General features: G+C 41.3%; 11 protein-coding genes. 4 read left to right on the forward strand and 7 right to left on the reverse strand.

Annotated features, from left to right (window positions below; translation table 11 throughout):
• Positions 1 to 117: 117 nt before the first annotated feature.
• Positions 118 to 2208, reverse strand: a complete 2091-nt coding sequence (locus IE222_RS17735) for an Ig-like domain-containing protein (RefSeq protein ID WP_191275089.1) — start codon at positions 2206 to 2208, stop codon at positions 118 to 120.
• 266 nt (positions 2209 to 2474) lie between these two features.
• Here IE222_RS17735 and IE222_RS17740 point away from each other — a divergent pair, with 266 nt between their 5' ends.
• Positions 2475 to 4481 carry a catalase gene (locus IE222_RS17740; protein ID WP_191275091.1) on the forward strand — a complete coding sequence of 669 codons (2007 nt, stop codon included), beginning with the start codon at positions 2475 to 2477 and terminating at the stop codon, positions 4479 to 4481.
• A 61-nt stretch (positions 4482 to 4542) separates the two neighbouring features.
• On the opposite strand, the gene IE222_RS17745 is transcribed toward IE222_RS17740, so the two are convergent.
• Genes IE222_RS17745 through IE222_RS17755 form a run of 3 tightly spaced genes read right to left on the reverse strand, consistent with a single transcriptional unit; the run spans position 4543 to position 7094 of the window.
• Positions 4543 to 5031 (reverse strand): DUF751 domain-containing protein, encoded by a 489-nt coding sequence (locus IE222_RS17745; protein ID WP_191275092.1) that lies wholly within the window; start codon positions 5029 to 5031, stop codon positions 4543 to 4545.
• Positions 5013 to 5825 (reverse strand): DUF3100 domain-containing protein, encoded by an 813-nt coding sequence (locus IE222_RS17750; RefSeq protein ID WP_191275095.1) that lies wholly within the window; start codon positions 5823 to 5825, stop codon positions 5013 to 5015. The genes IE222_RS17745 and IE222_RS17750 overlap by 19 nt, the downstream gene beginning before the upstream one ends.
• 12 nt (positions 5826 to 5837) lie before the next feature.
• Complete coding sequence (locus IE222_RS17755; RefSeq protein WP_191275097.1) at positions 5838 to 7094, reverse strand: M20/M25/M40 family metallo-hydrolase; 1257 nt, start codon at positions 7092 to 7094, stop codon at positions 5838 to 5840.
• A 347-nt stretch (positions 7095 to 7441) separates the two neighbouring features.
• On the opposite strand from IE222_RS17755, the gene IE222_RS17760 reads away from it, so the two are divergent.
• From IE222_RS17760 to IE222_RS17770, 3 genes are all read left to right on the forward strand, one after another.
• On the forward strand, positions 7442 to 7747 hold the full coding sequence (locus IE222_RS17760) for a monooxygenase (protein ID WP_191275099.1): 306 nt from the start codon (positions 7442 to 7444) through the stop codon (positions 7745 to 7747).
• A 707-nt stretch (positions 7748 to 8454) separates the two neighbouring features.
• Positions 8455 to 8724, forward strand: a complete 270-nt coding sequence (locus tag IE222_RS17765) for a hypothetical protein (RefSeq protein WP_223282781.1) — start codon at positions 8455 to 8457, stop codon at positions 8722 to 8724.
• A 396-nt stretch (positions 8725 to 9120) separates the two neighbouring features.
• Positions 9121 to 9309, forward strand: coding sequence for a hypothetical protein (locus IE222_RS17770; protein ID WP_223282782.1), 189 nt, complete (start codon positions 9121 to 9123; stop codon positions 9307 to 9309).
• Positions 9310 to 9362: 53 nt separating this feature from the next.
• Here IE222_RS17770 and IE222_RS17775 read toward each other — a convergent pair whose 3' ends face one another.
• The 3 genes from IE222_RS17775 to IE222_RS17785 all read right to left on the reverse strand — a co-directional run bounded on the left by IE222_RS17775 (position 9363) and on the right by IE222_RS17785 (position 12714).
• Positions 9363 to 10892, reverse strand: coding sequence for a glycoside hydrolase family 31 protein (locus IE222_RS17775; protein WP_191275103.1), 1530 nt, complete (start codon positions 10890 to 10892; stop codon positions 9363 to 9365).
• A gap of 64 nt (positions 10893 to 10956) precedes the next feature.
• On the reverse strand, positions 10957 to 11841 hold the full coding sequence (locus IE222_RS17780) for a carbohydrate ABC transporter permease (RefSeq protein WP_191275105.1): 885 nt from the start codon (positions 11839 to 11841) through the stop codon (positions 10957 to 10959).
• Between the two features lie 18 nt (positions 11842 to 11859).
• Positions 11860 to 12714, reverse strand: coding sequence for an ABC transporter permease (locus IE222_RS17785; RefSeq protein WP_223282786.1), 855 nt, complete (start codon positions 12712 to 12714; stop codon positions 11860 to 11862).
• Positions 12715 to 12783: the final 69 nt, after the last annotated feature.

Below are 12783 nucleotides of genomic sequence, written 5' to 3' on the forward strand. Positions count from 1 at the left end.
TGAAATCTAGTAGAAGCATGAGGTACATTTCTAGTGCTTCCTTATATAAAAGGAAGAACCGTCCCGCATGATTCAAACACAAAAAAGGAAGCATGCGGTTCATGCTTCCTTTTGATACTATTTCTTTGTAAAAACTACCCTGTCTAGACCGGAAATCATGATGCGGTCGCCTGTTTTAAGTGTAGTGGTTACGCTTGTGACACCGAAGTAGTCGGGTTTATTTGTGAGGATTTCATTTACTAGTAAATTGCTTCCTCTTTCAATGATTAAATTGCCAGACTCACTGGTGGTGGTGATTCTATATCTTCCGGGATTGATATCTTTCCCGACTGTCCAGTAACCGGAGTGTAATGTATTAGATTTAACATTCTTGACGCGGGTAAACTGCACACTGTTTAATCCCAAGATTTCAATGCTGTCGCCTGCTTTGATATCCGTTGTTACAACCGTTACGCCAAATCCATCATCCTCACTTGAAAGAATTTCATTTACAAAACGGTCCGTTCCCATACCAATAAATAAGTTTCCGCTTCCGTAATTCGTCGTAATTTTATACCGCCCTGCCGGTAAATCACTACCTGCTTTCCATTTACCCGCGCTTAAACTTTTTACGTAAGGAACTGTAATCTTGACGGTAGCTTTCTTACCGTTTGTGGTAGCTGCTGTTATAGTGGCGGTTCCAGCTCCTACAGCTGTTACTTTTCCTTTGCTGTCAACCTTCGCCACTTTGGTATTCGAAGACTTCCACTTCAAGGTTTTATTCGTAGTATTGCTTGGACTTACCGTTGCCTTTAAATTGTAGGTTTTTCCTTTGCTAAGTGTAATAGACGTCTTGCTGACCTTAACCGCTTTTGCCGCTACCGGAGGGGTAACAGTTACTTTTACTGAAGCTGCCTTCGCCCCCTTCACCGTTGCTGTTATAATCGCAGTACCTTTTTTCTTGCAGGTTACTTTCCCTTTACTATCCACTGTGGCAATCTTTGTATTAGAGGATTTCCACTTTACCGTTTTATCCATACTGTCGGACGGAGAAACAACCGCTGTCAATGTTACGGTTTTACCCGCGGTGACTGATACTTTCGTTTTAGTTACTTTTACTGTTTTTGTAGCAACTTTAACGGTTACTTTTTTAAAAACTTTCGTATTATCAGCTGCCGTTGCTGTAATGACTGCGGTTCCGTTCGCAATCCCTTTAATGTTGCCATTGGCATCCACTGTGGCTGCTTTTGTATTTGAAGTTTTCCATAGAACTGTTTTATTCGCTGCATCAGCCGGAGTGATTGCAGCCGTTACCTTTACAGTTTGATTTTTCGTAATGTTTAGCGCCGACTTACTTAATTTTAAGCCAGTTGGGACGACTTTTGTCACTGTCACCGGGATAGTTTTAGTAATGGCTGGAGCACCCTTAGCTGTTACGGTAATGGTAGTACTGCCCACCTTTAGTGCGTTTACATTGCCATTAGTATCCACTGTTGCGATTTCTGGATTGGCGCTCGTCCAGCTGATGCCCTTATTAATCGCTGTCGAAGGCTGAACAGTTGCGATTAAACGTGCAGTTCGGTTCACCATTAGGGACAAGCTTGACTTGTTGACCGTAATACTTTGAGGGACAAGGATTTTTTCCTTTAAACTGAGTGTCCCTCTGAGCGATGAAATATAAACTTTGTCACCGTTTGAAAGCTTATAATCAAAAGGTTCATCATCGGAATACAGACTAAAGTAATCTTTTTCAGCATTGTTACTATCTAAAATTGTGAAATACGCTGAATCATAGTCATCCTCAGGGTGATTCAACTGAACAGTATACGTTCCTGCAGGGAGATCTGAACCCACTTCATAAAACCCGGCCGAAATATTTTTCAAATCTACTGCCGCGATTGTCTGTGCCGTAATGTTGGCTGCATCATAATCTAGGTAGACTTCGATTTCATCCCCGTTTTTCAAACTTGCTGTGAATTGATTAAGAGAAAATAGATTATCACTAAGCGTTTCGTAAATTAAACTATTAGACCCTCTAGTAATTGAGATTGATGCTGAACCTTCTGAAATACTAAACTTTGTTAATCCAGCGGTAATTTCCTTCCCTACCGTGTATGTACCGTCGCCAAATGAATACGTTCCGCTAGCCTGCACCTTCCCCCCCGAAGCTAAAGAGAGTAACAGCATCATGATCACTATTACTTTAAAAAACCCATTCTTCTTCTTCATACTTAACCCTTCCCTCATTTTCCATTTAATAACATGGTTTATAGATACATAATACCTATTTCCAATCTATAAATATAGTACTTTTTAACTGAAATGACAGAAAAAAATTTATCACGACAGATACAAAAAGCCAAAGAGTTTGAAGCACAGAGAAGGTTCTCCTTTCTCCCTTTTTGGGAAGCAGAGGAACCGTCCTATGTTTCGTTACAAATTATACTGGGTACTTAATGAACTAATATGGTTTCTTTAGGAGGGTACCCCAAGAGATGGAAAATAAAAAGCTAGAGCAGTTACAGAAGTATACAATAAATAACGAGGAAAAGGCTGGTTTAACGACGAACCAGGGACTTAAAATGGCGGAGGATGAATTTTCATTGAAGGCTGGAGAACGCGGGCCGACTTTAATGGAGGATTTTCATTTCCGCGAAAAAATGACCCATTTTGACCATGAACGGATTCCGGAGCGCGTTGTTCATGCCCGCGGTGTAGGGGCTCATGGTATTTTTCAGCTTTACGAATCGTTAGCAGATTATACAAAAGCTGATTTTCTTACTGATCCCTCAAAAACAACACCTGTATTTGTTCGTTTTTCGACCGTCCAGGGCTCAAGGGGCTCAAGCGATACAGTCCGTGATGTCCGCGGATTTGCGACTAAATTTTATACAGATGAGGGCAATTTTGATTTGGTCGGAAATAATATGCCCGTATTTTTTATTCAGGATGCCATTAAGTTTCCTGATTTTGTCCATGCTGTTAAACCTGAGCCGCATAACGAAATCCCCCAAGGAGCCAGCGCTCATGATACCTTTTGGGATTTTATCGGGCAGAATCCGGAAAGCGCCCATATGGTCATGTGGCATATGAGTGACCGTGCGATCCCTCGGAGTTTACGGATGATGGAAGGCTTCGGGGTTCATACATTCCGCCTGATCAATGCTGACGGACAGGCACATTTTGTGAAGTTCCACTGGAAGCCTGCCCTAGGTGTTCATTCATTAGTCTGGGATGAAGCCCAGCGGATTGCCGGGAAAAATCCGGACTTCCACCGTCAGGATTTATATGAAGCGATTGAAAAAGGGGATTTTCCGGAATGGGAACTTGGATTGCAATTAATCCCAGAAGAGGATGAACATAAATTTGATTTTGATATTTTAGATCCGACAAAATTATGGCCGGAAGAAGAGGTCCCTGTGAAAATTGTCGGTAAAATGACGTTGAATCGTAATGTCGATAACTTCTTTGCCGAAACAGAGCAAGTCGCATTCCACCCAGGACATGTCGTGCCGGGAATTGATTTTTCGAATGACCCGCTTCTGCAGGGACGGTTATTCTCGTATACGGATACACAGCTGTCACGGCTGGGCGGCCCAAATTTCCACCAGATTCCGATTAATCAGCCGGTCTGCCCATTCCATAATAATCAGCGGGATGGCATGCACCAAATGAACATTCATCATGGTCAAACAAGCTATCATCGCAACGGACTAAATGCCAATCAGCCTAAGCCGGTTCCAGCTGACCAGGGAGGCTACGAGCATTATCAAGAGAAAATCGACGGCCGGAAAATCAGAGGCCGCAGCGAGAGTTTTCGTGATTTTTACTCGCAGGCTAAATTATTTTATAACAGCCTCTCCCCTTTTGAACAGCGTCATCTAAAAGATGCCTTAAGCTTTGAACTCGGCAAGTGTAAATCAGATGCGGTTAAGGCAAATGCGGTTGCGCTTCTCAATCATATTGACCGCGAATTGGCAGAAGAAACAGCGGAAAATATCGGTGCACCGATCCCTAAAGAAAATTGCGAAGTAACTTCTTCGAAAAAATCGCCCGCGCTCAGCATGGTTAATACCATCAGTAAACCAGATACAAAAAGTGTTGCCATCCTCCTGAACGGGGAACCTGATGTTGAATTGTTAACAACCTGGCTGGGGACTTTCGCCAAGCATAAGATCAATTACAGTATTGTAGATAAAAAGCTTCGTAGCTTAAATCAAACCGTAAAAGTGACAGATACGTACGAAACGACCGATTCCAGCCTGTTTGACGCAGCACTGCTCATTAGCAGCGAGCCCATTATTCAAACACCTGCGCTGGAATTCATTCAAACCACTTACAAACATTACAAGCCATTAGCCGTCTCCCTCAGCAATCCAAACGCATTGGAGGGGAGCCGCATCAACCTGGAAGGACCAGGCATCTACCACATAATAACCAGCACTATCCAGCCCTTTATTGAAGGCATTGCCGAAGGCCGGTTCTGGAACCGGATGCTATAAATAATAAATGGGGACATTCCTTCTGTTTCATTAATGATACAGAAGGAACGTCCCCATATTGTTATTGCCCTGAGATCATTAGGCCGATTTGTGATAGGGTGGCGCTGCCGACATAGATGCCGATGAAGACGAAGACCGCAACGATAGCCACTTTCCAAGAGGTTTTTCGCAAGTCGGCCAGGCGGTCAACGACTGAGATTCCGGCAAATGTAAGAATCGGCGTCGTGATTGACAAGAAATCCACCGCGCTAATGGCTTTGACAAATGTATCGGACATCAAACATAATACTAACGAAGTAATTGATACCCAGCCTAATACAGGGAAGTTTTTAATAAAACCGATGGGTTGTTTCTTGGCCAATTCAGAAATAATAATCCCTATTACTGAAAACAGCCAAAGCGTAAGCAGACCCCAAATGGTCATTGATGAAATCGGTGCTGCGTCCGGATTTTTCAACAGCTTAATCTGTTGCGTAAATAAAATCAATGCCACACTCAATAGTACTACTAAAGCATATTTTGCATACTTATTTATGCCGTTTGTTTCCATGACTTATCACCTTTTCCTCTCACCAATAATTTGTACATGAATGTCTGCAATGGCACTGCACAGAATACCATTACGAAGGTTCCGATAAAGCTAGACAGCAATTGACTGGCAGATGCATAAGCAATAATCGTTTTTGCCTTGTCAGGAATTGTCGCTGCTAATGACGATGAAGCTGCCGTCATCATACTTCCAGAACCCATACCGGATGCCATCGCTAATGCCTCGACTCGGTACCCAAAATGCAATAGCACAGGGGCTACAATACTGAAGAACACAGCACCAAAGATGGTTCCAATAATGTATAACGATAAAACACCGCGCCCTTCATCCGAATCCAGCGTATATTTTTCCGAAATGTAAGCTAATTCCCCTTCACGTCCTAATCCTAGTGTCGAACCAATCGCTTCACGTCGTAACCCTAGGAAAATCGCGACAGGCAGTCCTAATAGTATGGTTCCCAAATGACCAAATTCTTGAATTAAAAAGATCCAGCCGATGGATAAAATCTCCTGAAGCTTCGGTGCAACGTCTGCACCATATCGAGCCATTAGCGGCAGCATGATAAAAATCAAATACTTGCTGGCAAACGTAACATTTTTTTCACTGTAGATCTTTTTAACAATGCCTTTTCGAAAAATGCCAAACCCGAGCACCATCGAAATTAAAATCGCAAACACAAGCGGCAATAAATTAATTGAAATCGGACCGAGCGGAATGCTTTGAAAGCCGATCATTTCAGCCGCAGTAATGACAAGGAGTGCAAAAATTAGTAATAAAATAAAGTTGAATTTCATCGTTGTTTGCTCCTATTCGTTAATAGATTGAATCAAATTTTCATAGTCTTTATAAGAACGCTTGTACAGCTTTTCTTGATCAATTTTTCCATTCATTACTTCAAAGACCTGTGCCAAAAATCTTGGGAAGATTTCAAAAATATATTCCGGATCAATATCAATGAAGTCATCTCCGTGAATCGTCCCGGTAAAACCGCTGTAGCCGATTTGAATGCATGGGAACATGTATGAAAGATCGCCAATATCGCCTGCAGCACTGATCGGCGTATCTTTACGGATAGCAGTGATTTCCTGATTTTTTTCAAAAGCATCAACCACAAACTCTGTCAGGTAACGATCCTGTTTAAACGGCAGGTAGCCCATTTGCGTTTTAATCGTCACTTCGCCTTGTAATGCCATGGCGCTTCCTTTTGCGGCATCATCCATTTTGGAAGCTGCTTCCTTCATATATTCGACCGATTGTGTCCTTAAGTCACTTCCAACTGTAATCTGGTTTGGCACAACATTTGTCGACATATCCGATTCCATTACAATTGGATTGATTCGGACCATTTCCGAGTCCTTCAGCTGCTGACGGGCAAGTCCTAATGCCACGTTAAATAATGTGGACATGCTGTAGGCGTTTTTCGCTGAGAATGGATCAAAACCGGCATGTGTTGCTTTCCCGTGGAAGGTATATTTTTTATATAAGAATCCAGCAAGATCACAGTTGACTTCGATTGTCCGCTCTGGAAATTCGCCGCCCATGGCATGGACACAGATCCCGACATCGATATCATCGAACACACCCAATTTCATCGCTTCCGGCTTGCCGCCATAATAGGAGATTTCCTCTTTGTGCAAAAGCTCGTCGCGGTAGGCTAAATCCAAGTACTCCTCAGCCGGTACAAAAATAAACGATAGATTAAAATCATAGTTTTGATGGGACCCAGTTTGAATGAAGTAGTTATATAGGGCCAAGGCAATCGCAACCTGCGTATAGTGACCGCAGTTATGAGCCGCGCCTGTAGACTTATCCGACCATTGGTGTGACGGGGCATAAACCGCATCAAGCTCCGCGATAAAAGCAATTGTGAACGGTTTATCGTTACTTAGCGTTGTCTTTAAACCCGTTTTGCTGAATTCCTCCAGTTTAATTTGAGGATTTACTTTCTTCAAAAAGTCGATAACTGATTGTTTTGTTTTATATTCCTTATATCCAAGCTCCGGGTTCGCAAAAATTGTTCTTGCAATCTCGTGAATTTCTGCGTACTGCTCCTTGAAGATCATATTTCCACTCCTATTTTTCGACAATTTTCACTATTTCATCTTAAGGGTAACGAAAGATTTAGTCAATACAAAACACGAACAATTTCTTAATAAACAAATATTTCCTTCGCAAATCACGAACAATACATGAAATTCGAAAGGATTCTTACGTTATTTGGAAAAACAGCTAAAGTTCTTGTGTTTTTTGTGGTGAGTTACGAACCGATATAATGTGTAGATATCCTTAAAAAAGCGCAGATATTGTCGCAATTTGCGTAGATATCTTTAACAGAGAGCAGAGAACCGTCCGCATGCTTCTATTAGATCTATGTGATAATATTAGTAAAACACAATAGGAGGTAGTTATCGTGAGGTATTTGCTGCAGGTGGATTTTAAGATGGATGGGCCATTTGGAGAAGAAATGTCCGAGGCATTTGTAGATCTGGCAAAGAGCATTAACGATGAGCCCGGGGTGATTTGGAAGATTTGGACGGAGAATGCCGAAGCAAAAGAATCCGGCGGGGTGTACTTATTTGAAACAAAAGAAGATGCTGAAAACTATTTAACGATGCACTCCGCACGGCTGACAAGCTTCGGGATTACGGACATTCGCGGGAAAATTTTTGCAGTGAATGAGGCATTGTCGCTTATTAATCATGGACCTGTTAAATAATCATCACCTTTCTATGGGACGGTTTCCTCTCTAAAACGCTATCGTTTGTCCCATAGACTCCTTCTATGGGACAGGTTCCTCTCCAATACGCTGTCGGTTGTCCCATAGACTCTTTCTATGGGACAGGTTCCTCTCCAAAACGCTGTCGGTTGTCCCATAGACCCTTTCTATGGGACAGGTTCCTCTCCAAAACGCTGTCGGTTGTCCCATAGACTCCTTCTATGGGACAGGTTCTTCTCCAAAACGCTGTCGGTTGTCCCATAGACTCTTTCTATGGGACAGGTTCCTCTCTAAAACGCTGTCGGTTGTCCCATAGACTCTTTCTATGGGACAGGTTCCTTTCTAAAACACTGTCGGTTGTCCCATAGACCCTTTCTATGGGACAGGTTCCTCTCCAAAACGCTGCCGTTTGTCCCATAGACTCTCTCTATGGGACAGGTTCCTCTCCAAAACGCTGCCGTTTGTCCCATAGACCCTTTCTATGGGACGGTTTCATCTCTACTCTCCCTGATTTGTCCCATAACCAAAGCAAGACTGCTATCATCACATATATAAATGACCTTCCTACAGACAAGGATCTTTATTATGCTTTTTATGATTTCAGGTAACGATCAACCTTAAGGAAGCATAGCAGCCGCACCCACTCACAGATTAAAAAGTTTTCCAGATGGATATATTTGTAACATAGAATATAAGGAGTGGTTTGCTTGGCTAGTCATGAGCATCATATTATATTTGAAAGACGTTCTAACAAGGCAGCGGGTATTTCCATTACACTCGTCATCCTTGGATTTGTTTTTAGTTTAGTGCCGTTTTTGGGATGGTTCCTTCTCCCCTTTTGGATTATAGCCATCTTGTTCGGGATCGTTGGTCTGTTTAATTCCTACAGACGAGGGCTTGCCCTATCCGGCATCGCCATCGGCCTATTTACCTTTATCTACAAAATCATGTTCCTACAGGCGCTATTCGGCGGGTAGTTCATGAAACACGGGGACGGTTCCAGCGAATTAATGTGCAGCAGAAGAACCGTCACCCTTCTCCAATATTATATGTAATTTTGAAATATTTTTACTTTTCGACAGAATGCTATTACGATATAAAGTGTTTTGTTATCTTTTGGAAACGGTTTCATAAATTTCTGTTTAAATAGAGGCAGTTGGGGGTAAATTTCTAGTGAATACTTAATATATCAATATTATGCACCACTTTTTCGAATTGTTTCACTTTTAAATTACGTATTTAAAAGAATTATAGACTATGGTAGAATCAGTAGGGTTTTGGATTTTGCTTAACAAGTTAGAATTCGCAACACAAGAACAGTAAGTCATCATGCCTTCCAAAATCACGTCAAAAAAATTACTTTTTCGAGGTGTATGATGAAAACAAAAGAATCAGTTCCATACGAAAACAAGAAACTGCTAATGGAAATCGCTGATGTCAAAAAGGAAAAAAACGAACTATACAAACAAACGGGCCCAGGCAGCCCCGACTATATTTCACTCTCAATCAAGCTCGATCTGCTCATGAAGGAATACATCAACGAAAAGATCGCACACCTATGAGACTAGGGACGGTTCTGATGCTTTTTTCTAGAAGCATAAGACCGTCCCATTTTTTATTTAACTCTCTTATACCATGTTAAACGTGATAGGGGGGCATCGATTAATTGTTCTGCCGGCCCTTGTATTATATTGCCGTCCTCATCTTGCCAAGCTCCTGTTGGAAAGTGAACGAATCGTTGGGTGGTTCCTTTCGTAACAACCGGTGCGACTAAGATGTCATCGCCCAGCATGAATTGATCATTCACTTTTTCAAACCCTTCTTCCGGGAACATGTAGGCCATATGCCTTATAATTGGCTCGCCAGTTAATGCGGCGCTCTCTGCTATTTGAAGTATGTCATTTCCAAATCGCTCATGAAGCTTTGCTGCCTCAAGACAATAACCAAAATGCTCATCATCTAAAACTCTCCAAGGAGCCGCTGAAAACTGCATCATCGGGAATAAAGCGGAACACTGCGCATAACGAACAAATAACTCCTGATCTAACTGGTCCGAGTTGGCAAGGAAATTTTGAAACTCACCGCCGCCGATCATATCAGGACAAGTAAAGGCATAACCCATTAACCCTTGTGCTAATCCATTGGGAATAAGGGAACCCAGTCCATTATCTCCCCAGCTATGCAATTTATCACATAGTCTTTGTCCGATAGGTTCACCAGCCATTTTCCAGCAAGCCCGATATTCATTTAAACGATATCGTCTTCCAAGCTCTGCAAACTTTTCAGCATGCCCGTTCGCATGTGTTGGCAATGCACTTTGGTCTGTATCTTTATAATACATTGGATCACCAGCGTCGAATTTAAAGCCGTCAATTTTATAGTAATCTACTAGATGATCAAGCTGCTGTTGATACCATTCTACGGCTTTCTCATTTGTTAAATCTAGAATAGCACTGTAACCGTTCCACCATTGGCGGATGGCGACCATACCATTCTCATCCTTTAAAAGTAACCCATCAGCCATTAACTTTCGAAAAACAGAACTATCAGGACTTACAAATGGACATGTCCACAGCATGACTTTAAATCCTAATTGGTGCAATCGTTCTACCATTTTCTCTGGATTTTTAAAACGGCCAGGATGAAAATTCCAAACACCGTAATCCTCCTGCCAGTTGTCATCAATCATTAAAATCCCTGGAGGCATCCCGTTTGCAATAATCGCCTCAGCATATTCTAGTATTTTTTCCTCCTCCTGGTCGTACATAAGCTCAATCCAAGTATTATATTGTGGTGAAGTAAACATCAAGGGCTCAGGAAGCTTCGAAGTTGGCGGGAAAAATTTTGCTTGAACCGCCTTATACACATCTCTTAAATGGAGATATCCCTCACCTTGTTGTACATCGCCTTTTGCGTTGGAGATCTCCAACAAGTTTTCAGTAAAGGCGAAATCAAATGGCTCCTCCGACCAAATGAATCTTCCTTTATTAGAAATCAGGATAGGTGCGGCTTGATTAGGTGTTAAATTAGGGGTCAGCGTTCGTTCAAACGGCTGATTCCCAAAAGGCATATGGATCCCATCAGCAACAGCCCCTCCCCACCAATACTCACCATCTAAAAGTTCTATTTGATACTGTTTTTCCATCAGTCTTCCTCCAATTTCAATAGTGACAACTAAAAATAATCAATTACTTCAAGAAGATCTCTTGTTACTCTTTCACTGATCCAAGCATAATACCATGAATGAAATAACGTTGAACAAACGGATAAACTATTAAAATAGGAATCATCGAAATAACAATTTTCGCAGCATTCAATGTTTTGTTAGACATCTGCGCAATCATTTTTAACTCTTCAGTTGTCAAATTAGATATGTCCGTTTGTACGACTAGTTGTTGAATATAGGTTTGAAGCGGATAATTCTCTGCTTGGGTCATAAAAATCATTCCATCAAAAAAGGAATTCCAGTGCCCGACCACACTAAATAAAGTAATGGTTGCCAGCGCCGGTACAGACAAAGGTAAATAAATCCGAAATAACTTATACCAAGGTCCTGCTCCATCCATGTCAGCTGCCTCATCTAACTCCTTAGGTATAGCACGAAAAAAATTCAAGAGTAAGATAACGTTGAAAACAGGTACAGCCCCTGGCAGCACTAATGCCCATATCGTATCCAGAAGACCGTATGATTCAATCGTTAAAAACAAAGGAATAAGGCCGCCGCTAAACAACATTGTAAATATTATAAACCACATATATATATTTCTCATTTTAAATTGTTTCGAGCTGCGTGAAAGTGGATAAGCCATCAAGACTGTTAAGATAAAGTTAAGGCCGCCGCCTAATATAACTCTTTCAACAGACACACCGAAGGCTCTAAAAAAACTTCCATCGGAGAGAAGTGTCTCATAAGCACTTAACGTAAATTGAACTGGACGCCATGTAACAAGCCCCCCTGCAACGGCAGATTTTTCACTAAACGATACAGCTACTGTATACCAAATGGGAGCAATACAAAGAAGAGCAATAATGACAAGAAATGCAATAATTGTATAATCTACCATACGTGATGATAGCTTTTGATCTCTGACCAACAAAATCACCCCAGACGATTAGAAGATTCGGTAATTCGCAAATCTAGAAGCTAAGAAATAGGAAATAATAATAAGGAAAAAGCTGATAACGGATTTTAACAAACCAACCGCTGTTGCAAGTTCAAACTGTGCATTGACTAAACCGGCACGATAAACATAAGTATCAATAATATCACCAGTTTCATAGACAATTGGATTGTATAAGTTGAAAATTTGATCAAATCCCGCATTTAAAACACTCCCCAAGCTGAGTGTTGCCAGCAATACAACCGTAGGCTTTAATGCAGGAATGGTAATGTAGCGTATTTGCTGCCATCGTGTTGCTCCGTCCATAACTGCTGATTCATATAACACGGGGCTGATTCCTGTTAAAGCAGCCAAATAAATAATGGTATTAAACCCAAATTCCTTCCATACATCGCTGACTACGACAATAAACGGAAACCAGCTCGTACTTGCTAGGAACATAATGGGATCTGCTCCAAAGAATATTAATATTTGATTAATAATGCCATCGACTGATAATAGGTCAATGACGATTCCAGCTAATATAACCCAGGATAAGAAATGCGGTAAGTAAATAATTGTCTGTACACTTCGTTTAAATAGTCTCGCACGCACTTCATTTAACAAAAGGGAAAAACAAAGAGCCACGACTAAATTAACAATTATTTTGGCAACTGCAATAAGTAGTGTATTTCTCGATATCGTGACAAAATCAGGGAGATTAAATAAAAAGCGAAAATTTTCTAATCCAATCCATTCGGAGTTGAAAATCCCCAAACCTGGATTAAAGTCTTTAAACGCAATAATCACTCCAAACATCGGGACAATACTAAATAAAAATAATAGAATGATGCCTGGCATGAGCATTAAATGATAATGCAGCGTGTTTCGATCTTTTTTTATGATTGGACGTTTGACAACAGTCTGATTGGGAAC

It is taken from the genome of Neobacillus kokaensis, assembly GCF_014656545.1.
GTDB lineage: Bacteria > Bacillota > Bacilli > Bacillales > Cytobacillaceae > Neobacillus > Neobacillus kokaensis.